This is a genomic window from Paenibacillus foliorum, assembly GCF_013141765.1.
Taxonomy (GTDB): domain Bacteria; phylum Bacillota; class Bacilli; order Paenibacillales; family NBRC-103111; genus Paenibacillus_S; species Paenibacillus_S foliorum.
This window is the reverse complement of record NZ_WHOD01000056.1, coordinates 130,807-153,542: the sequence shown is the minus strand read 5'-3', so window position 1 is coordinate 153,542 and position 22,736 is coordinate 130,807. Positions and strand designations below refer to the sequence as shown.

General features: G+C 45.5%; 18 protein-coding genes. 17 read left to right on the top strand and 1 reads right to left on the bottom strand.

The features are described from left to right. Window positions 1–10: 10 nt before the first annotated feature. Window positions 11–1,399 carry a threonine synthase gene (thrC, locus tag GC093_RS15415; protein WP_171652775.1) on the bottom strand — a complete coding sequence of 463 codons (1,389 nt, stop codon included), beginning with the start codon at window positions 1,397–1,399 and terminating at the stop codon, window positions 11–13. A 442-nt stretch (window positions 1,400–1,841) separates the two neighbouring features. On the opposite strand from thrC, the gene GC093_RS15410 reads away from it, so the two are divergent. The 17 genes from GC093_RS15410 (at window position 1,842) to GC093_RS15330 (ending at window position 22,627) form a co-directional block, all read left to right on the top strand. After that, window positions 1,842–2,849, top strand: coding sequence for a phosphotransferase (locus tag GC093_RS15410; protein ID WP_171652774.1), 1,008 nt, complete (start codon window positions 1,842–1,844; stop codon window positions 2,847–2,849). 136 nt (window positions 2,850–2,985) lie between these two features. Beyond that, complete coding sequence (locus GC093_RS15405; RefSeq protein ID WP_171652773.1) at window positions 2,986–4,743, top strand: chondroitinase-B domain-containing protein; 1,758 nt, start codon at window positions 2,986–2,988, stop codon at window positions 4,741–4,743. 253 nt (window positions 4,744–4,996) lie between these two features. Beyond that, window positions 4,997–6,574, top strand: coding sequence for a spore germination protein (locus tag GC093_RS15400; RefSeq protein ID WP_171652772.1), 1,578 nt, complete (start codon window positions 4,997–4,999; stop codon window positions 6,572–6,574). Beyond that, on the top strand, window positions 6,574–7,767 hold the full coding sequence (locus tag GC093_RS15395; RefSeq protein ID WP_171652771.1) for a Ger(x)C family spore germination protein: 1,194 nt from the start codon (window positions 6,574–6,576) through the stop codon (window positions 7,765–7,767). The genes GC093_RS15400 and GC093_RS15395 overlap by 1 nt, the downstream gene beginning before the upstream one ends. A gap of 12 nt (window positions 7,768–7,779) precedes the next feature. Further along, entirely contained in the window at window positions 7,780–7,977 is a 198-nt protein-coding gene (locus tag GC093_RS15390) for a hypothetical protein (protein WP_171652770.1), read from the top strand. 31 nt (window positions 7,978–8,008) lie between these two features. After that, the gene (locus GC093_RS15385) at window positions 8,009–9,097 is read left to right on the top strand and encodes a GerAB/ArcD/ProY family transporter (protein ID WP_171652769.1); all 1,089 of its coding nucleotides are present in this window, start codon (window positions 8,009–8,011) and stop codon (window positions 9,095–9,097) included. A gap of 243 nt (window positions 9,098–9,340) precedes the next feature. After that, window positions 9,341–10,246, top strand: coding sequence for an ABC transporter permease (locus GC093_RS15380; RefSeq protein ID WP_246314475.1), 906 nt, complete (start codon window positions 9,341–9,343; stop codon window positions 10,244–10,246). 18 nt (window positions 10,247–10,264) lie between these two features. Beyond that, window positions 10,265–11,143: a carbohydrate ABC transporter permease gene (locus GC093_RS15375; protein WP_171652768.1), complete on the top strand. Its 879-nt coding sequence runs from the start codon at window positions 10,265–10,267 to the stop codon at window positions 11,141–11,143. Window positions 11,144–11,192: 49 nt separating this feature from the next. Then, window positions 11,193–12,707 (top strand): extracellular solute-binding protein, encoded by a 1,515-nt coding sequence (locus GC093_RS15370; RefSeq protein ID WP_171652767.1) that lies wholly within the window; start codon window positions 11,193–11,195, stop codon window positions 12,705–12,707. Between the two features lie 87 nt (window positions 12,708–12,794). Next, window positions 12,795–13,691 carry a family 43 glycosylhydrolase gene (locus GC093_RS15365; protein WP_171652766.1) on the top strand — a complete coding sequence of 299 codons (897 nt, stop codon included), beginning with the start codon at window positions 12,795–12,797 and terminating at the stop codon, window positions 13,689–13,691. Window positions 13,692–13,709: 18 nt separating this feature from the next. Continuing rightward, the gene (locus GC093_RS15360; protein WP_171652765.1) at window positions 13,710–14,606 is read left to right on the top strand and encodes a family 43 glycosylhydrolase; all 897 of its coding nucleotides are present in this window, start codon (window positions 13,710–13,712) and stop codon (window positions 14,604–14,606) included. Between the two features lie 229 nt (window positions 14,607–14,835). Then, window positions 14,836–17,142, top strand: coding sequence for a helix-turn-helix domain-containing protein (locus GC093_RS15355; protein ID WP_171652764.1), 2,307 nt, complete (start codon window positions 14,836–14,838; stop codon window positions 17,140–17,142). Between the two features lie 316 nt (window positions 17,143–17,458). After that, window positions 17,459–18,991 (top strand): glycoside hydrolase family 28 protein, encoded by a 1,533-nt coding sequence (locus tag GC093_RS15350; protein ID WP_171652763.1) that lies wholly within the window; start codon window positions 17,459–17,461, stop codon window positions 18,989–18,991. 204 nt (window positions 18,992–19,195) lie between these two features. Further along, on the top strand, window positions 19,196–20,476 hold the full coding sequence (locus tag GC093_RS15345; RefSeq protein WP_171652762.1) for a glycoside hydrolase family 27 protein: 1,281 nt from the start codon (window positions 19,196–19,198) through the stop codon (window positions 20,474–20,476). Between the two features lie 304 nt (window positions 20,477–20,780). After that, window positions 20,781–20,918, top strand: a complete 138-nt coding sequence (locus GC093_RS36420; RefSeq protein WP_312886541.1) for a GntR family transcriptional regulator — start codon at window positions 20,781–20,783, stop codon at window positions 20,916–20,918. A gap of 18 nt (window positions 20,919–20,936) precedes the next feature. Further along, window positions 20,937–21,401 (top strand): FCD domain-containing protein, encoded by a 465-nt coding sequence (locus GC093_RS15335; protein ID WP_171652760.1) that lies wholly within the window; start codon window positions 20,937–20,939, stop codon window positions 21,399–21,401. Window positions 21,402–21,529: 128 nt separating this feature from the next. After that, on the top strand, window positions 21,530–22,627 hold the full coding sequence (locus GC093_RS15330) for a mandelate racemase/muconate lactonizing enzyme family protein (RefSeq protein WP_171652759.1): 1,098 nt from the start codon (window positions 21,530–21,532) through the stop codon (window positions 22,625–22,627). Window positions 22,628–22,736: the final 109 nt, after the last annotated feature.

Here is a 22,736-nt window from a genome sequence, read left to right as displayed (position 1 = left end):
TTTTATTAGATTAAAAAAACGTCAATAGCTGTTTCTTTATTTCTTCGTTAGTTCCGTCAACTACGATTTGGTTTTGCGGTTTATCAAACAGAGCTTGGATCTGCTCCGGATAAGTCTGGCTAATGTTGCGGAGCTGGATGGACTCGTCGAACTTGGCCGGATGGGCGGTCGAAAGTGCGACCGTTACTTCACCGTCAGCTGCAAGCTTATCGGATGCTGCTACGCCGCAGGCGGTATGAGGATCCAGCAGATAGCCATGCTTCTCGTAGTATTCTTGGATTGTGTTTAGGCAATCCTCGTTGTCCACACTGTAAGCGGAGAAATCAGCTTGTACGCGTTTCAACAGATCTTCTGGAATAACGATGCGGCCTTCTGCCTTGAACTGTGACATGAGAGAAGTTACAGTAGCGGCGTCTCCTTCATACAGGTAGAACAAGTAACGTTCGAAGTTGCTTGCCACTTGAATGTCCATGGATGGACTGTATGTTCCTCGGAAAGCCCCCGGTTGATACAAGCCTTCGTTCACGAAGCGCGCCAAGATGTTGTTCTCGTTAGTCGCCAAAATGAGCTTGTGAATGGGAAGACCCATTTTCTGAGCTAGGTAACCGGCAAAAATATCACCGAAGTTGCCTGTCGGTACGCTGAAGCTGATCTTCTCGGCTTGCCCTTTGTTTGCCAACTGGAAGTAGGCATAGAAGTAATACACAGTTTGTGCGAGAATTCGGGCAATGTTGATCGAATTGATGGCGCGCAGATGGTACTGATGCTTAAAGTCTACGTCAGCGAACAATTCTTTAATGATACGCTGGCAGTCATCGAAGGTTCCTTCTACAGAGAGGTTCAGCACATTGCTGTCGCAGACTGTTGTCATCTGAAGCTCCTGTACCTTGCTCACCTTCTGGTGAGGATGCAAAATACAAATGCGGATTCCTTCTTTGCCGCGCACGCCCTCGATCGCTGAAGCGCCGGTGTCACCTGAGGTCGCTCCAAGAATATGAATGATGGAGTTATTTTTACGGGAGATATATGAATACAGATTGCCTAGAAATTGCAGCGCTACATCCTTGAAGGCGAATGTCGGGCCATGGAACAGCTCCAACACATATAGACCTTCATTGATCTGGTGTACCGGCGTTACTTCCTCGTGTCGGAATGTTGAATAGCTGTCATCGACAAGCTTCTTCAGATCCTCCCGCGGAATTTCATTATTTACAAATAAGGAGAAAATCTCAAGTGCAAGCTCCTGATATGTGAGCTGCTGCCATTGTTTAAGGGTGTCGTCCGACAGCTGAGGCAACTGCTCAGGTACTAGCAAGCCGCCGTCATCGGCAAGTCCCATCAGAATCGCGTCGATAAAGCCTATAGGGGCTACCTGTCCCCGTGTGCTGATATATTTCATTTTATGCGCTCCTTGTGCAACTGAATTATTCCCATTGTAACAAATTTAGAGGCTAGTGGTCGACCCCTAAACTTGACGCTGTAGTCATCATGAAGAAGTGTATCACAAAATGTCACCAATACTTAATTAAAATGGATAGCGTCGAATAGGCTCGCATTAACTACTGGGCTCTGAAAGGGAATTCGGATTATAGAATGGATTGTACATTTTTTTGAAAAACGGTGAAAAAGAAAGAAATCGTAAGAAATTCATAGCCGATCACTTTCTCAAATAGGCATCATTCCATATCCTGTAAGTAGCTTCGGGTTTATCTATAAGGATGGAATCAACGGGCACAGCGTTTGACTATGGAACACCAGTTCTATAAAATTTTGAGGTGAGCGCTCAAACTTTTTAAGGCTATACGAATTCATTTATCCATATGGAAAAAGGTGATCCTTAAATGACAAGCGTTGTTGAAGCCCGTGTTACGGATGATTCTGAGGTGAGGGAAGAAGTATTCGCGCATTTAGCCGAGTTATTCAGCTTGCGAATTTACAGCTATATACCCAATTTTTTAGGTTTATATAATATGAAGTGGATCGTTACAACCAATGCTGGGGAGTTGTTCGTTAAATGTTACCACCCCAAGCGGTATCAACTGACAGATACGGACCGCCGTGCCAAAATCGGACGCTCGCTATCGTTCCAGCAGCAGCTGCATGACCAGGCGAGCTTATGTCCTGGAGTGTGGAGCCAGGATGGAGAGTACATTTTCCAATCCCCATCAGGTCATTTCTATGTGGTCATGCAGCGCGTTGCGGGTCATCCGCTTCAAGCTGGCTTAGTGGACACAGAGACCATGCATAAGCTGGGGAAGGCTACCGGTCGAATGCATGTCCTGCTTTCAAGCTTTCCAGCAGAGGGCGTGATCTGGGTACCTTCAATGACGACAATGATAGACAAATGGCGGTCCAATCTGGAGAAAGTGATGGATCTAGCCATCCCGAATGAGAAAGCTATCCGCGCTATCAAGAAGCAAGGAATGCTACTGTCGTGCTTGGATTTATCGATATTTAGCGAACTTGAACCAGGCTGGGCGCACTGGGATTTATGGGTCGATAATATGCTTATCGAAGAAGACAGTGAGGTTCACTTCGTAGATTTCGACACCATCCAATTCGGATATCCGGAGATAGATATAGCTCGGGTGCTTCTGTCCTGCGCTTTGCACATGGGAGAGCTTCGTATTGAACCTGCTTCCGCTTTTCTTGCTGGCTACAGGGAGGAAAGACCTTTTCCGAGAGGTCGATTGCCGCTAGCCTTGAAGCTTTTATGGTGCCGTGAGGCGCATTGGTGGTTAAAACCAGGCATGGACGATTTCAGTGCACCGCCCAAACGTTTTGCTGAGGAAATGATCTGGCTGACTGACAATTGGCATGATCTTGAAGAGTTGTATGCAGGATGGTAGCCAAGCTGCTTGAGCAGTAGCACTTCTGAATGGACGAAAATGGAAAAAACCACAGCCTACCTAAAAACAACCGCTACCCCATGCAAGTGTACTTGTAGGATAATTGCAGTACATTTGTATGAGGAGGCATAAGCTAATGAAAAAATGGAATCGTGCATTATTACCGCTTTGTATTGTAATCGCTTTCTCGACTGCTCCCACAGGAGCTTCTGCTGAGACGCCAGGAGTGAAGGTATCAACGGTAGACGAAATCGCAGCCGCGATGAAGAAAGCCCAGCCTGGTGATACGATTGTTATGAAGAATGGGGTCTGGAAGGACGCAGCTGTTGTCGTAGAAGGTGAAGGCAAGGAGAACAAGCCGATTACCCTTCGTGCGGAAACGCCAGGACAAGTATTTTTGACCGGTTCCTCTACATTAAATATCGGAGGTTCTTACCTAACCGTAGACGGCCTAGTATTCAAAGACGGGGGAGATATCGACGATTCGGGCGTTATTGAGTTCAAGGTTGGCGATGTGGAAGCTTCACACTCTCGCCTTACCAATATTCAGATGATCGATTATAACCCAGCGAGCAATGAGACGAATACGAAGTGGGTAGGTTTATACGGTGATCATAACCGGGTCGATCATTCCTACTTTAAGGGCAAGAAGAATATTGGAGCAACAATGGTTGTATGGAGAGAGAAGGTAGGCGAGAACTATCATCAGATCGATCACAACTATTTTGCCGGACGTCCTATCCTGCGGGATAATAAAGGACAAGTTGTGAGCAACGAAGCGGAGACGCTGCGAATCGGCACGAGCACGCATTCCCTTACGGATTCGTATACTACGGTTGAGACTAACCTGTTCGAGAATAATGACGGCGAGATCGAGATGATGTCTATTAAATCTGGCAAGAACGTTATCAACGGCAATACGTTCTTGAACAATGCGGCTACTGTTACGCTTCGTCACGGCAATGGCTCACATATTGAGAATAACTTCTTCCTCGCTAATGGAAAAGCCAATGCCGGGGCCATTCGCGTTATCGGCGAGGATCATGTCATTGCTAACAATTACATCAGCGGTATTGTTGGCTCCAACGCGACTCGTGGAGCTATCACGATGACCAATGGCATCCCGAATTCTGATCTGAACAAATATTTCCAAGTTAAGAACGTTACTATCGCTAATAACACTTTGGTTAATAATGAGAACAACATTATTGTGGGTGACAAGAAGAGCGCTACGAATTCACTTGCGCCAGCAGGTACGGTGCTTATGAACAATCTAGTAGTAGCAAGCGGGAAAGGTACGTTGCCTTTAATTAAGGTGCTCGATGATTCCGCTGAGCTTAAGTACGAAGGCAATTTCATGTATGGTGCAGAGCTAGGCATTGAGCCTGTAGAAGGCATTACGGTACAAGATCCAAAGCTTACTCTAGCATCGGATGGAATCTATCGGACTAGTCCGCAAAGTCCTGCAATAAAAGCATGGAATAGTGAGTCTCAAGCTGCTGTAACGAACCAACCATTACAACCTAAGGATGTAGGGCCCGAATGGTTGAAGGGATTTGAATACGGCAAAATTTATTTAGAAGCGAACGGCAAAGCGGTTACAGTGGAAAAAGAGCCATTCATTGCCTCAGAGCGTACCATGGTTCCAGTCAGTGTCATCCAGCAGACGCTGGGCGCTGAGATTAAAGGTGATGCTAAATCATCCGAAGTTACTATAAGCCTCAAAGGAAAGACGATTGTGCTGAAAATATCGGATACTCCTGAGGCGGAAGCGCAGGTTAAGCAAGGAACGGTATTTGTTCCGGTTCGTAAGGTAGTGGAATCATTGGCTGCAAAGGTGGAATGGACTCCAGACTACAAGCAGATTGCCAACCTGATCACAATTACTCCTTAATGCTTAATGCGTAATCTATAATCCATCCTTTCCATAGTCCGTCCTAACCCAGATTGCTCGCCTCAAACTCCCACATATGGAGTTATAACATAAAGCAAATACAGTAAGCAGCTCACCTTCCAGGGTGGGCTGCTTTATTTATTAGATAGCTTACGGGAAAACCTCGGAGCTTGAACGGTTGATTCGTCCAGAAAGTGCATAATTCATAGCGATTAATGGGAATATATATAGAAATTGCCTACAGAGGTGAATCATGTTCTTCTCCAAATGGTTCAAGAAGCAGCGTAAAGGGCTAATTCGCAATTCATCGAACCTGACTTCTTCAGCGCCAATAACGGAAGTAGGGAGTGATTTATCCTCAAAGCTTATTTGGTTCCGTGAAAAGCTGAAAAATTGCACGGACATTAAGTTTCATGAGGTCCGCGTTCCGGGGGACATTCCTTGCGTATTTATATACATAGAGGGCATTACTGATCAAAAGCTGCTGCAGGAACAGGTTTTATCGCCCCTGATGTTTGAAGTGACGGGTTTAACCGGTGCCGAGCTGGTGCTGAAAATCGCAGGTTTGAAGCAGCTGCCTGTCTCCTACGTGGAAATCAGTACGGAATTGGAGGCTGCACTAAATTCGTTATTTGAAGGTACGATAGTCCTTCTCGTTCATAACGAGCCGCAGCTCATCTTGTTTCCGATGAAATCCATAGAGAAAAGGGCGATCCCCCAGGCAGAGAACGAAACTGTAATCCGAGGGCCGAAGGAAGCCTTTGTCGAAGATATCTCTACCAACCTCACAATGATTCGCAGAAAAATCAAGCATCCCGCCTTAAAGTTGGAGCATTTTCAGTTCGGCTCTTACACTAGAACAGCTGTTGTACTCTGTTATATCGAAGGCATATGTGGGCAGAAGTTAGTTGATGAAGTGAAGAAACGATTATCACGGATTGACATTGACGGGGTGCTTGGCAGTAGCTATATCGAGGAATTTATTGAAGATAACCCCTACTCTCCATTTCCTCAGGTTCAATATACCGAGCGACCGGATGTCGTAAGCGCAGGACTGCTGGAGGGCAGAGTCGCTATTATAGTGGACGGAACGCCGATCCCTCTTATTGTTCCTGTTACCTTTTATATGCTTCTTCAGTCACCTGAGGATTATTATCAAAGGTTTGTTGCTGCTACTTGGATCCGTTGGATTCGGTACATGTTTTTATTGATCTCTTTTTTGCTGCCTTCAATTTATATAGCGGTTAGCACCTTTCACCCGGAAATGCTGCCTCCCAATCTATTGCTTACAGTAGCAGCAGCCCGTGAGGATGTTCCATTTCCCGCCATTATTGAAGCCTACATTATGGAAATCACGTTTGAGGCGCTTAGAGAAGCGGGGCTGCGGATCCCCAAGCCTATCGGACAAACCGTTTCTATTATTGGAGCATTGGTAATCGGTCAAGCCGTGGTTCAGGCAGGAATCGTTTCCGCTCCTATGGTTATTGTTGTTTCCATTACGGGAATTGCTTCTTTTATTATCCCTCATTTTGATCTGGGGCTAACCTTTCGGCTTTTGCGTTTCCCGGTTATGATTCTTGCTGCGAGCTTCGGCTTGTACGGTGTTATTATTAGTGTTTTGCTTATTTATTTGCATCTGGTGTCGTTAAGATCATTCGGTACACCTTATCTTTCACCTACGGCGCCAATCGCGTTTAGTGATTGGAAGGACGTACTGATTCGGGCTCCATGGTGGATGATGAAGAAGAGGCCTCTGCTTTATGGAACCAATAATGGTAAGCGGCAAACCTATCGGAAACGGCCGCAAATTCCAGAGGATGATGGAGATTAATGATGCTGCTTAAGCGAACAACAGGAGTAGGACTTTTATTGGCCTTGTGGTGTTTGCTGATTTTAACCGGATGCTGGTCCAGGGTTGAGATTAACGATCGGGCCTTCGTGACAGCTATGTACATAGACCGTTTGGAGGATGGGGACTATGAGTTGTCCTTGGGCTTTCCTCTGCCAAACCGAATGGGCTCACGAGGAGGCTCATCCACGGGATTAGGCAGCGGCGGTGGTAATCCATACACCATAGTGACCAAAAAGGCTGAGAGTATAGTCATTGCGCTCCGCCTGATTCGCTCAGACTTAAGCCGGGAAATCTCATGGGGGCACTGCCGGGTTATTGTAGTAGGGAGGAAGATGGCAGAGTCGGGGGTGAAATCTATCTTGGAATTCGTAGCCCGAGAACCGAACTTTCATACCAAGAGCTATTTAATGGTCGCTCCGAAGCTAGCGAAGGATATCTCCAACTTAACGCCTGTATTTGAAAGGCTTCCAGCAGAGGTGCTCCGAGAATTTGCTAAGAGGAGAGTGACGCTGGATACGAGCGTTAAGGACTTCTTGGAATCAGCGGCAACAGATGGGGATACGGCTGCAGCAATGATGACTGTAGGTGAAACAGAAATGCTGAGTGAACAAGGGAAGAAAAGCAAGTGGGTTGGGACAGATGGGGCAGCTATCTTCAGGAAGGATAAAATGATTGGCACATTTGACGTTAAGGAGATGAGAGCCTGGCTCTGGTTAAAAGGAAAAATGAAAAACGCGATGATTTCACTAGAATCTCCAACGGACGGCAAAACGGTCAGTTTTATTATCCTGAGCTCCAAAGCTTCTATACATCCCATGGTAAAAGAAAATAAAATCAGTTTTGATATTCGCATAGAAGCGGAGGATGACATCATGGCATCGGAGTCTAACATTGATTTGACTAATCCTGAACAAATACTCCTATTGCAGGAAATGCTTTCTCGGCAGTTGAAAGAAAGAATTCAAAAGGCCATTCGCAAGACTCAAAATATGGAAGCAGATGTGTTTGGATTCGGTCGGTTTCTGGATTGGAATTATCCCCAAGTATGGGAAAAGCATGAGGAACACTGGCTGAGCACGTTTAAAAGTGTTGAATTTAATGTGGATGCCAAGGTAAATGTAAAAAGAACCGGAACAGAAAAAAACCCCATCATACGTCAGTTTCATCGCTAAGGTGGCTAAACCATGACTGCTATCACGATAGTTTTTATAGTGATCTCTTTACTGGAGTGGGATTATCTAAGGCATCGCCAACGAAAGGTACGAACTTATTGGATGGTAGGATGCTGTTTGCTTGTGGCTTATGTGTACGTAATGCTGGTTTATTCTGTTAAAAGCTTTCCGAGTCCTAACCATTGGATTGAATTAGTGTTCGGTAGTTAGATTTGCTACAAGGGTTAAGGAGATGGCAGTTATGCAGCGCATATCCCAGCTAGAGCTTGGACTATTATTCATCCTGTTCCATTTTTCTACGGCAACGGGATTTTTAATGACCCTACTTTTTTCTACGCAGGCTTATCAAGGTTGGTTGACTATTATTGTTGCTGCTGCCGGAGGGCTTCTCATTACCTATATATCTATTGTACTTGCCAAGCAGAGGGCTGGTGAATTCCTGGTTCATTACGGAAAGGAGCTGGTCGGCCGATGGCTTCACATCATCCTGATGATAGCATCCTGTTTCTTTTTTATTCATCTTGCGGGCATAGTGCTGCGACAGGTAACAGATTTCATGGTGCAGGTGTATTTACCTACTACCCCGTCATGGGTCGTTGCCGCGTTATTTACATTTGTTGTTACGATGGCAGTAAGGATCGGGATTGAGGCTATTTTCCGCTGCGCCGCAGGCTTTTTTCTCATTACATTCTGCGTAGTAGTAATCACCCCCTTTTTGGTTGCTAATGAGCTTAATTATGATCGTTCTATTGCGCTATTGACTCATTTCAATGCTGCAAGTCTGTTCAGCAAATCCTATCCGTTCATTCCTTGGTTCGGTGAAATGTATATGGTAGTATTTATTTTTCCTTTTATAGCCAAGTCACAGAAAACGTTTCGTTCATTGCTGTGGTCGACGGTAGTCAGTGCTTTCATTATTGAAATCAATTTTGTATTATGTTTTCTGTTATTCGGCTCAAACTTATCAGGGCAAATGAATTACCCTATATTGGAAATGCTCCGCTTTATACGAATCGGAGATTTCCTTGAAAATTTAGACCCCATTTTTGTAGCAATCTGGTTGGCCAGCTTATTTATAAAAGTCAGTATTCTGTTGTATATTCCCGTATTGATCTCTACACAGCTTATGGGGCTTAAAGATACTAGGCCGTTTTCTTTTTCATTCGGTGCGATCATGCTCGGAATATCTATACATTTGGTTAATAACTCGATAGAGCTGAATCAATTTATTTTAAAGTCTTGGCCTAACTTTGCCCTGTTTGTGGAATGCCTTCCATTGATATATTGGATCATGTCACTGATTAAAAAGCATCGAGCTAATGTTTCTTAGAAAAAGCCTGCAATCCCTTATGATTATTAGATCTGCCGTATTGATTATGAATTCACCCAACAGGTGTATATCCGGCTTCTATAACCATTCAATGGCAATAATATGCCGTGGTGATTGTAGACATGAATCCGTAAGACGTTTAAGTTAGGAGTATCCCTGGTGAACATAAACAGATGGGAAACTTTGGAGGGATGTGTGATGCAGGCCGATTCTGCAAAAATTCAAACGCTTACAGCTTCTAAAATGGTCATCTTCAACCGCCGGCTTAAAAAGCAGAAATGGTTTTATCTCATGCTGCTTCCCGGACTATTGTACTTCCTTATTTATAAATATGTGCCAATGTGGGGCGTTCTAATAGCCTTTCAGGATTATCAGCCATTCCAGGGTTTTTTTGGGAGTAAATGGGTTGGTTTTAAGCACTTCGAAACTTTTTTCAATGACGAGACCTTCTGGGTGTTGTTTCGGAACACCTTTATATTAGCTGTTTATAACATTGTATTCTTTTTCCCATTACCCATTATTATTGCCCTCATGTTAAATGAAGTACGTAAGGATGTATTCAAACGATTAGTTCAGACCCTCATCTACATTCCGCATTTTGTTTCCTGGGTTGTGGTAGTTGGAATCAGCTTCCTGTTTTTTTCAACGGAGAGCGGGATCGTCAATAATATGTTGAACAGTTTCGGCAAAGAGCCTGTCAACTTCTTACTTAGCCGCGACTGGTTTCGGACCGTTATTACCTCTCAAGTGATGTGGAAGGAGACAGGCTGGGGTACAATAATTTTTCTGGCAGCGCTTGCTGGTGTTGATCCGCAGTTATATGAAGCAGCTCGAATTGACGGAGCCAATCGGTGGAGGCAAATGTGGCACATAACGCTTCCTGCTATTCGAAGTACCATTATTATTCTGCTCATCTTGCGAATTGGTCATTTTCTAGATTCAGGCTTTGAGCAAATTTTCCTTATGGTTAATCCGATGAACCGCGATGTAGGGGAAGTGTTCGATACTTATGTATACAGCACAGGTATTTCTCAGGGTAAATTCAGCTATAGTACCGCAGTAGGCATGTTTAAATCAGTTGTTGGATTAATTCTGGTCGTAGTTGCCAACCGTTTGGCTAAGCGGTTCGGTGAAGACGGAATTTACTAACGGAAGGAGGACATCTGTATGGCTGACAAAAGTCTATCCAGCAGATTGCTGGATGGAATCAATTATTTGCTGCTGCTGCTTATTGCTGCAGTCTGTGTATTGCCGTTCATCTATATATTGGCAGCTTCCGTGACGGCTCCGGAAGAGTTGATCATGAAAGGATTTATTTTATTCCCAACTAAATTTTCTCTTGTCGGTTATCAGTATATTTTGTCGACCGATGTTATTTTATCGAGTTTAGCTGTTTCTATAGGTATAACAGTAGCAGGGACATTGGCCAACTTGTTTTTCACCGCACTAATGGCATACCCGCTGGCCCAAAGAGATTTAATGGGCGTAAGTTTTTTCATGAAGCTGATCGTGTTCTCCATGCTGTTTAGCGGTGGGATGATCCCCACCTTCCTGGTCGTCAAAGAGACGGGGCTTCTCGACAATCCAGCAGCATTAGTTGTTCCGGGCTTGATAAGCGCATTTAACTTAATTATTATGCGCAGCTTCTTCCAGCAGCTTCCGGATGGACTTGAGGAGGCCGCTCGGATTGACGGCTGCAGCGATATAGGGATTTTATTCCGTATTGTGCTTCCGTTATCTGCGCCAGTTCTTGCTTCACTCGCTTTATTTTATGCGGTAGGACATTGGAACGCTTACTTTAATGCAATTTTATACATCAATGACAGTACGTTCTGGCCTATTCAAGTATGGCTAAGACAAATTGTTATATTATCTCAAGGGGGGATCGGCGATTCTACGCAATTCGGTGAGAATTTTGTTCCACCGCCGGCGGAAACCATCAAGATGGCGGTTATTGTGATCTCGACATTACCTATCTTGATCGTCTATCCGTTTTTGCAAAAGCACTTTGCTAAAGGCGCACTATTGGGGTCAGTGAAAGGCTAATTATAGAGGCAGTTTAAAAAGTCCACTTTAATAATGAAGGAGATTTAATATGAAAAAGAATGCATCCCGCAAGTCTGCAAAATTGCTCACTGTCGTCTGCGTCACTTGCTTAACGGCTTCGATGCTGGCGGCGTGTACTTCCACTAAGAAAGAAACCCCAGCGGCTCAACAACCAGCGGGCACTCCGGTAAAGCCGTTGGAATTGAAAGTCATGATGATTCAGCAATCCCCGGAGCCTCCGAAAAAGGATAGCCCTTTTCTGAAGAAAATCGAGGAGTATACGAATACAAAGCTGGATATCACGTGGGTACCGGGAGCGGGAACAGCTTATGACGATAAAGTAAGCGCCACGATTGCTTCTGGAAATTTACCTGATCTGATCTTACTCCGGAAAACAAAAGAGACGGCAAATTTGAATGCGCAGCTGTCAGGTGTATTCTGGGAGCTTACTCCTTTCTTGAAAGATTACAAAAATTTAAGCAAGATGAGCCCGGTAGCGGTGAAGAACGCAAGTATAAGCGGGAAGCTGTATGGTATTCCGCGTGAGCGTGTGCTTTCCCGTTATGGAATGATTATCCGTAAGGATTGGCTGGATAATCTGGGGCTTCAGATGCCGAAATCGGCAGATGATCTTTACAAGGTTGCTAAAGCGTTTACCGAAAACGATCCGGACAAAGATGGTAAGAAAAATACGTTCGGCATTCAAGAGGATGCCACCATGGAATTGCTTAAGCAACTGGCCATTTACAACGGCGCGTCAAGCGGTTGGGGACTGAAGGATGGCAAGGTTATCCCTGATTTTATGGCTCCGGAATTCAAGCCCGCATTGGATTTGTATAAGAAAATGGTTAGCGAAAAAATAATCGCTGCGGATTTCCCAATTGCTAAAAAATATGATTACTTCAATCAAGGAAAAGCCGGCATTTATTTCTCTGTTATCGATGACGGCTACGGCCGCCATATAGATATGATTAAGCAGGATCCTAAAGTAGTGGTTGATGTCGCGCAAAACTTCGATGGACCACAGGGACAACGTGTAAGGGGCACTAATGGCTATGATTCATTGATTGCAATTCCTAAATCAAACGTGAAAGATGAAACGAAATTGAAGCAAGTTCTGGGGTTCTTGGATAAAATGGGCGATGAGCCGATGCTATCTTTGATCAATGCAGGAATAGAAGGAACTGACTATAAGACAGAAAACGGAACGGCAAAGAAAATCGACGGATCAAAAGGATCTGACGATTGGCAAAACTTTAGATGGGGCAATCAATACGCCGGCGTGAAACTCATGAAAACACCGATTGAACAAAAGATCGATAAGCTGTTTACGGATAACGAAAAAATCGGGGTTGTTGACTTAAGTGCTGCCCTACTTTCAGACATGAACACACAAAAAGGAGTTGACTTGAAGAAAGCCGTTACGGATGCACAAGTTAAATTCGTTCTGGGCGAGCTGGATGATAAGGGTTGGGAGGCTGTTGTAGCCAAATGGCGTTCAAGTGGCGGCGACAAAATCATCGAAGAATTTACCGCTGATTACAACAAGAGCAATGGTAAATAAATAGGATCTCTAAAGGAATCCGCCGACCTTCGGCGGAATTCCTTTTAGCATCTATGGAATTTTAACTATTCATGCGAGGTAATGATGATGACAAATAATCTACGTTTACCGCAGCTACTTGAGCCGTTGTTCGATTATCCGATTCGCGATACCTCTATTTGTCTTGGAGATGACGGTTATTATTATTTGACGGGAACAACAGGAGCTCCTGATTGGTGGGCCGTAACAGGAGATATTCAGGTGTGGAAATCAGTAGACCTGATTCAATGGAGCCCCGTTATAACGGAACCGCGCAGACGCTCCATTGTATGGAATGTGGATCGTGACGGTACTTGGCAGAAGGAAACAGGGCTTCGAGACGGCGTGCCATTTCGACCGCTTTGGGCGCCCGAAATACACTCTATCAAGGGAACCTTCTGGCTCACGTACAGCATTCCCAGACTAGGGAATGGTCTGTTAAAGAGCATCAGCGGACGCGCAGAAGGGCCTTATGTAGATGCTATCGCTGTGAACTCACCGCTTAGTCCGCATATTGACGCTTCACTCTTTGAGGACGATGATGGGGCCGTATATTTTCTGTGCGATAACGGCAAGATTGCTCGGATGAATGAGGATATGACAGGCTTGGCGGAGGAACTGCGGCTGCTATGTCCGGCTAATGCCGAGCATGTTGGTTTTGAGGGAACGTTTCTATTCAAGGCGCTTGGTAGATACCATCTAGCCGGTGCTGAATTCATTGATGGTGATTATCATTGCTTCGTTGCGAGCTCAGAGCATGTATATGGTCCTTATGGTGATCGTTATCTGGCGGTTCCGTATGGCGGACACAATATGTTCTTTCAGGATAAGGACGGGCAGTGGTGGAGTACGTTCTTCGGTAACGACTCCAATGCCCCGTTTCGGGAACGGCCGGCCATACTGAAGGTTGAGTTTGATGAGGACTTACGAATACGGCCGGCAGTTATTCTTTCGGATCAAGATTGATGGATGGGAGGGGCAGACTTGAACGCATATAATCTGAACCATATTCAGTCACCCATAGTGCTTCAAGGCAGTAGTCACATCGCGTATCGGGACCCTACGGTTCACTATTATGCAGGTGTTTTCAGGCTGTACTATACCTTGGTCGAGACAGAGCCAGACGGACAAGTATATATGTATACGGCAATGAGTGAAAGCCGGGATCTGGTGAATTGGAGCGAATCGAGACGTTTGACTCCGAGAGACAACGGCTTGAACTTCTCAAGCCCAGGCAACATAATCCGTCACAACGATCGCTGGGTTATGTGTCTGCAAACTTATCCAAGGCCTAGTGGGGAAAAGTATGGCAATGCGAGCTCTCGGATTTGGAGTATGGAAAGCATGGACCTCGTTCATTGGACAGAGCCGGAACCGCTCCTGTTGAAGGGAGAGGAAACTCCAATCGAGCAGCTAGGACGAATGATAGACCCCTATTTGATCGAAAGTAAGGATGAACCGGGTAAATGGTGGTGTTTCTATAAACAGAATGGCGTAAGTCTTTCGTACTCGTATGATTTGAAGCATTGGACCTATTATGGGAACGAAAGCGCTGGAGAGAACGTTTGTATTTTGAATGAAAAGGATCAATACGTAATGTTCCACTCTCCGGAGAATGGCATCGGAGTAATGAGATCGTTCGATTTGAAAAATTGGGTTCATGACGAGGGCATATTGACTTTTGGACAGCAGGATTGGGACTGGGCTAGGGGAAGAATTACGGCCGGTTTTGTATTAGACTGCAGATTTGTAAAGGGGATCGGGAAGTTCCTTATGTTCTTTCACGGAACTGGCCCGGAGGATGAACGCACTATTTTCGACACTTATGCATGCATTGGGATTGCGTGGAGTGACGATCTTGTCGAGTGGCAATGGCCGTAATACTAATAAATACTTTCCACACATTATGGATAAGAGCATCGAGGTAGCGAAAGTTTGGGGAAACGGAACTCGAAATCGTCATGCTCAATTTTGAAAAAGCTGCATGGAGGTCATTCAGGACCACCTCCGCAGTTTTTTTATTCCTTAAGGGGTACCTTTTGAGCTTTTGTGCTAAATATACTACAATATAAATATTGCTTATTTTTCACACTGTATGGGAGGGGACCGTATGTCAAGGCTGTTTACATCCAAGTATTTGGTACGACTCCTCATATTTAGTCTCCTTATCGGCACAGTTCCAGTGGTTACATTAGGCACCTTATCTTTTATTCGGGCGAAGGACAGTGTTCAGCAGAAGGTTAATGATAGTAATATGCAACTTCTGCAGCAAACACAAAAGAATGTGGAACAAGTGCTGCAGCTATTTGAGAACCTCATGACGCAGTATGTGAGCACCACACTCGTAAGGGAAGCACTTCAAACGTCCATCACCGAGCGTAATTTTGAAATGTTAAATGAGCTGACGGCGGGGCTGAACAAAATGCAGCCGTTCGAGCTGGGTGCGAAGAACGTGTATCTAGCCAATCTGAAGCATGGATGGATCATATCCAACCAAGGCTACTCAAAGCTGGAGGACTCGAGCATGAGCAAGGCTGTCCAGAGCTACTTTCAATCTTCGGCTGCTTCCTATTGGACAAGTGTCACCTTACAGGATCAGAAGGACAGCCCAACTGCACAAAGCGTATCTCATGACCCAGCCTCAGGTGTCAGACTTATAAAGAAGCTGCCGCTTAACTCGCCGAATACCACCGGGGTGATTATTGGCGAGCTTCCTGCCTATTCGTTGGAGAAGCTTGTTTTCAATGAGTCTGCAGACCGCGAGACTGTCATTCTGGATCGAGATAACCGGTTGTTAACGCAGCCCGAGGGACGAGTAATCCAATCTTCGGAAGAGCTGAACCACGCCATAGAAAGCATTAATAAATCCGATAACAAGGATAGAGGTTACTTAACGTTTAAGACACATAATGAGACGATCGGTGTCATGTACCTCAGCTCTGAATACAACGGTTGGAAGTATTTATCCTTCTCCTCTGTAAGCGATATCACCAAGGATTCTCGAGCTATAGGCTGGTATACTCTGTATGTGTCGCTTGGAGTTTTCTTAGTAATCTTCTTCCTGTCCTGGGCGGGATCCAAACGTATGTATTCACCGATTCAACGTATACTGTCCTTTGCTGTCAGCGATCAATCGTCCAATGACGGTCACATCAAGGATGAGCTTCAATTTATCGGAGATCATATTCATTCGCTGCGAAGTTCTCAGACGGAGCTGCGTGATCAGCTGCGCAAGCATTCCAAGCAGCTGGAGGCCTTCTTTATTCGCAGGCTTCTGCAAGGGGAAATCCGACCTGGAGAAACGCGGGAGCGTTGGATGCAGTTCTCTTATGATTCAGAGCCTGCTCAGTTCGGCGTTATGACAGTCCAGATCGATACCATAGAGAATACAAGATACACCGAGGGTGATTTTGATTTATTGATGTTTGCCGTTAACAATATTGTGGGGGAGCTGATTCCTGCAACACAACGTTTGGAGCCTGTTGTTATGGTGAATAATCAAGTAACCATATGCCGCAGCGGAATAGAAGAAGGCAATGATTATGGGAATGACTTATATCGGTTTGCCGAACGTATTCAAGCAACAATCCGGGAGCTGCTAAACCTCAAGATCAGCATCGGCATCAGCCGTCTCTATACAGATATCAATGATACGCCACATGCCTATAAGCAAAGTCTGGAAGCTTTAACCTACAGAGTGCGTTTCGGCGAGCAAGTGATTCTGCCTTTTGACAGCGTATTACCCGACACACGAATTGCCGCGGCCTATCCGGATTGGCTCGAGAAAGAGCTGATCGAAGCGGTTAAGATGGAGGAAAGGGATAAAGCGCGGGATATTTTAAAAGAATTTATTCAAAAAGTGTTGGGCGATTATCCACGTTACTATGATTTTCAGATGGCTATGACGAGGCTGTTAATCGATTTAATTCGGGAATGGCAGGAAGCAGGGGAGACCATGAATTCACTCCAGGCATCCGGTAAACCTATTAACGAGCATCTGCTTGAGCTAAAGACGGCCGAAGAGATCGAAGAATGGATCTTCCATGATGTTATCGAACCGATGATGGCCGCGCTGCACCAACGCTGGGAAAGTCAGAATAAGAAAATATCCGAACGGATGCTGGACATGATTCATAAGGAGTTTGAAAGCGAGCTTACTTTAGAGCTGTGCGCATCCAGGTTGAATTACCATCCCAATTATATAAAGACGGTATTCCGCAAGGAGACCGGTAGTAATTTCAGCGACTACCTATCGAAATATAGACTGTCCGTAGCAAAGCAATGGCTGGTTGAGACGGATATGAAGATTAACGAAATTGCTGAAAGGCTCCAATACCATAATTCACAAAATTTTATCAGGTATTTCCGCAAGCTGGAAGATATGACGCCTGGTCAGTATCGTGAAAAGCACCGGTAATGAATAAATACACGTGATACGAATGAAACAGAGTGAACTACGTGTACGGCATGAAGCTGCGTGAACCGCGCGTGAAATGCTTGAGCAGCGTGCACCGAGTGAATCGAGTGAACCACGTGAATGGCGTTAATCGCATGAACTGTATGAGCCATCATGTCAGCTGCCCTTTCAATATTAATTGAAAAGGGCGGCTTTTTTTGCGCTGTAATGATTATAAGGTCTGCCCCGATGATTATTCCCATTGATAGATGCTATTGGGATTGTCGACAGGAATCCGGCAACTTAGTACGCTGTTATATATTGAAAGGGGATTGTTATGAGCGCTATTAACATTAAAGATTTTGGTGCGGTTGGGGATGGAATTGTACTGGACACTCGAGCTATACAAGCAGCAATCGACTCTTGCACTGAGCAAGGAGGCGGGACGGTAATTGTACCGAAGGGCAATTATTTATCAGGCACGATCATGCTGAAATCGAATGTGAACCTTCATTTGGAGGCGATGGGTAGAATTATCAGCAGTATGGATGAGAAGCACTTTACCCCCGACCCCAATGTGGGAACCTGCGGCTTAATTAGTGCGCGTCATGCCAGCTGTGTGTCAGTGACGGGTCCAGGAACTATTGATGGCCAAGGAGAGAGATTTTTGCAGGCGGATGATGGTCAAGGCGATCACGTGCTACTGCCGCTGCAAGATTTTCGTCCGAAGCTTGTGGATTTAGAAGGCTGTACGGATGTGCTATTCCGGGATGTTACCCTATTCCGAGCTTCGTCCTGGTGTCTTCACATGACCGGATGCCGTCGGGTTAATGTGCAGGGAATTAAGATTCTTGGTCAATTGCGCGGTCCTAACAATGATGGCATCGATCCGGATAGCTGCTCGGATGTACATATCTCGGATTGCCACATTGAAGCCGGGGATGACTGCATTGTGTTGAAGACAACGAAACATGGGGCCGCTACATATGGAGCCTGCGAAAATATTACGGTTACTAATTGTACGATGATTTCAAGATCCTGCGCTTTAAAGATAGGAACAGAAACGTTCGCCGATATTCGGAATGTTGTGTTTCAAAACTGTGTGATCCGTTACTCGAATCGGGGAATGGGCGTTTGGGCCAGAAACGGCGGTACAATCGAAAATATATTATTTTCCAATATCATTGTTCAGACGCGGCTATTTAGCGACGAATTCGAGCAGCAGCGCAAACGTAAATGGTGGGGCAAAGGTGAAGCAATCTTCGTAACGGCGGAGCGCAGACGCGAGCATGGCTTTCCCGGGATTATCCGTAACATCCGGTTTGAGCATATACTAGCCGAAGCAGAAAATGCCGTTTATTTGGAAGGCTCAGAGGAGAGTATCATCGAAGGCATCTCGATTCATGGTTTGAAGCTGAAGATGCGTGATGAGAGTGGATATCCGGGTGGCGTGTTCGATTCGAATCCATCCTACCGCGGGGTTTTTCATCATCATATTCCAGCGGTCTTCTGCCGTTACGGGAAGCGTATCACGCTGAAGGACATCGACATCGAGTGGCAGAGCCCACTAAACAAGCATTGGTCCAATGCGTTGTATGGGGAACACCTCGAGCAATTATCATTGAGTGAATTCCGAGGTGGACCGGCCATAACAGGTGGTACGGCTATCGAGCTTAAGCATGCGGACGGCATATCCGTTCAAAATTCGAAAGCAGAGCCGGGAACGGGTACATTTCTACTGCTGGATGATGTGGTTGCAAGTGGTTTGTTCTTGGTTGGCAATGACTTGCAGGAGGCAGAAATGGCAGTACGGTTTGCCGATGGGTCGAGCCCACACTATTATGCCGCTGCTAACCGTTTGCCTGATTAATCTTAGTAGACCTCGCATGGGAGAAGACTAGCAGGAATACCTCAAGCTATTCTTCTCATTTGTTTAGAAATGGCCGAAACTGAATCAATTAGCGGTAGCTTATCGAGCTAAACAGACAAATAAGCTTGTCGGATGGAATTAGCTGGATGTTTTCTTGTTGGTTTATTGAATATTTAAATTGACTGAATGAGGAGGAACTATCTTATGTCTGCCATTATAGCCAAAACTCCTCCAATGGGCTGGAACAGCTGGGATTGCTTTGGAACCAGCGTGACGGAGGCGGAGGTCATCGCCAATACCGATTATATGGCTGCTCATCTAAAGCCATACGGTTGGGAATATATCATCGTCGATATTCAATGGTATGAGCCTGATGCAGAATCATCGCACTACCGTCCTTTCGTTCCATTGGAGATGGATGAATATGGGCGGTTGCTTCCCTCGGTGAAGCGATTTCCTTCAGCAGCAGAGGGGAAGGGCTTTAAACCGTTGGCCGATTACGTCCATAGTCAAGGCTTGAAATTCGGTATGCACATCATGAGGGGGATTCCGAGGCAAGCTGTTCATAGCGATACGCAAGTACTCGGCTCAGCGGTGACAGCTAGAAAAATAGCCCATACCAATTCGATCTGTCCGTGGAATACAGATATGTACGGCGTAAACCCGAACAAGCCGGGGGCACAGGAGTACTACAATTCGCTATTTAACCTATATGCCGAATGGGGCGTCGATTTCATTAAGGTTGATGACATTGCACAATCCAAGCTGTACGGTTATCACAAGGGAGAGGTAGAGCTCGTGCATAAGGCTATCGGCCAATGCGGCCGAGATATCGTGCTGAGTCTCTCGCCGGGACCTGCTCCAGTTGAAGAAGGCGATCACCTCCGCAAGCATGCCAACATGTGGCGGATGACGGATGATTACTGGGACGATTGGAAGGATCTCATCGTCATGTTTGACAAGTGTCACAGCTGGGCGCCTTATGTGGGACTCGGGCATTGGCCGGATGCAGATATGCTTCCGCTCGGCCATTTGGCTATTCGTTCGCGGGAACGGAATGCGGGTAACCGGCTTACGCGCTTCACCAAGGACGAACAGCGCACCATGATGACGCTATGGTGTATGTTCCGCTCTCCGCTTATGTTTGGAGGCCATATGCCGGACAATGATGAATGGACGTTATCCTTGCTGACCAATGAAGAAGTGCTGCGAATATTGAGTCACAGCTACTGGAACCGCCAACTATTTCGCGATGGGGATCGGGTAGCCTGGACGGCTAAGGATGAGGGCGGTGACGTCTACCTCGCTCTATTCAACCTTGGAAGTGAAGAAATCTCGGTATCCGTTGACCTTGATTTACTAGAGCTGACGGGGAGCATGGAGCTAAGGGATTTATGGGAGCAAAAGTACCTGCCCGCTGTGATAGGTAGGGTTGAGGCTGTAGTACCGTCCCATGGCTGCGTGTTATACAAGCTAAGCCAGTAAACGCGAAAAGCACCGGAAATTGATGAATTCATACAGATCACAACCACCGCCCTTTCAGGATTTATTCTGAATAAAAGGGCGGTTTTATAGTTTAAAGTGAGAGTTCAATAAGTCAGCTTTTCAGCACGGTTTTCGATGGTGAATGCAAGATTCGACGCCGAGTAAGCTTCCTGGGAAACTTCGTGATCAAAAGGAGGGCTTTTTGAACAACCTCTTAAAGTAAAAAAAAGATAGGTATTTCTTAAATTATTACTATATAAAGCGACCTCGGTTTCCGCGTATCATTAGTTCTAAGCATTGCATTGTGTGGTTGTTCAGGCGGGCAGGCGAGAAGGTGAACATTGATAAGCTTGCTCGTGATTTGGAGGTAAGCAATATACCGATTAGAGAAGCGCTATCCAGACTTTCTTCTGAAGGTTTCGTGGGTATGATCCCTTATTAAGGCATGTTCGTGACCCCCATGTCGCTTAAAGATTTGAATGAATTGTTCGAGCTTTGCATTCACCTGGAAACCCTTGTGGTTGAAAAAGCGGCCACACTCATTCCAGAGCAGGAACTGCTTCAAATCAAAGAGAGGATGGATTCGTTCTCCAAAGTTAAGCCTGTCAGCGATAGCGAATTTTTGCAGTATGTCTTTGAAATGAACGAGCTTCTTCACGGTGTAACCCTACAATATTGCGGTAATGATATGCTGCAAAATGTAGTCTGCGGTTTTATTGAACGAATTCAAAGCTACCTTGTCTTTTTGCAAAAAAATATGAATATTGATCACAGTCAGCTGGAGTGGGAGGAGAACGCTCAAATTTTACATCACCTGATGCAAGGGAATGTGCAGGAAGCCTCCCGGGCATTACGTCTTCATCTACAAAATTCATTGGAAAGAACGAAAATTTATTTTCATGAGGCTTTCCTTTTTTGTGATTAATCATACACGATATATGATATTTCTAAAACCATGAAAGGAGGTGAGGGCTACGACTTAATTGTTATCGGCAGCAGCTCAAAAAGACTAAATACTTAATCTAAAAAAGCAAACCACGAGGAGAGATAACGATGAAGATCACAAAAGTAGAAAGCTTTATCCTGCATATTCCTTTGAACCCGCCTATTACGGATGCCATCAACGCACCGACTCATTGGGGGCTGCCCGGAGTTAGAATATTCACGGACGAGGGAATAACGGGCTACGGCTTTACAGGCACATGCGCCAATGGCGATGAAATGATAGCCGACACTATAGACCGTTACTATGCCCCCGTTTTATTAGGGAAAGATCCGTTTATGGTAAAAGAGATATGGGACGAGCTGCGCTTCGGCAAAATGCACTGGATCGGGCGCGCCGGCATTACTCATATGGCACTGGCAGCAGTGGACATTGCACTTTGGGATATCATGTCCAAGGCTGCGAATAAACCGCTATGGCAATATTTGGGTGGCCATAAATCGAAGAAGATCAAAGCCTACAACACTAATGGCGGTTGGCTCAATTGGCCAAAGGAGCGGTTGCTGAAGGACATTACCTCCTTTGTCGAGCAAGGATTTACGGGGGTCAAGATGAAAGTAGGCAAACCGGATTCGCGCGAGGATTACGATAGGGTGAAGGCGGTCAGAAAAGCGATTGGCGACGACATTACTTTGATGATCGATGTCAACCAAATGTGGAATATCAATACGGCGATGACATGGGGTAAGAAGCTGGAGGAATTCGATTTGTATTGGCTTGAAGAACCTCTTAATCCCGATGATATTCTTGGGCATAAGAAGCTGGCGGACGCATTAAACGTGCCGATTGCATTGGGGGAGCATGTCTATTCTAAATATGCATTCCGCGATTACATCCATCAAGGCGCTGTAGAATATGTGCAAGTTGACGTTACCCGGGTGGGTGGGATTACGGAATGGCTGCAGGTAGCGGGATTAGCAGCTTCCTACGATCTTCCAATCGTCCCTCATGTCGGGGAGATGGGGCAAATACATCAGCATCTGGTTGCTTCTACCCAGAATGCAATTATGCTTGAATATATTCCGTGGATTCGGGATATTTTCATAGAGCCCGCCACCGTGAAGGAAGGCTGTTATGTGCTGCCTCAAATGCCCGGCGCCTCGACGGAGATTATTCCCGGCTGCTTTGAGAAATTCCGTGTGAAATAACTAAGTAAATGCGAAAAGTAAAAAAAAGATACAGAATTCTTTAATATTTACCATATAAACCGTTACCGTTTCTCTTTATGATAGAAATTGAAATGATGTTAGTCCAACT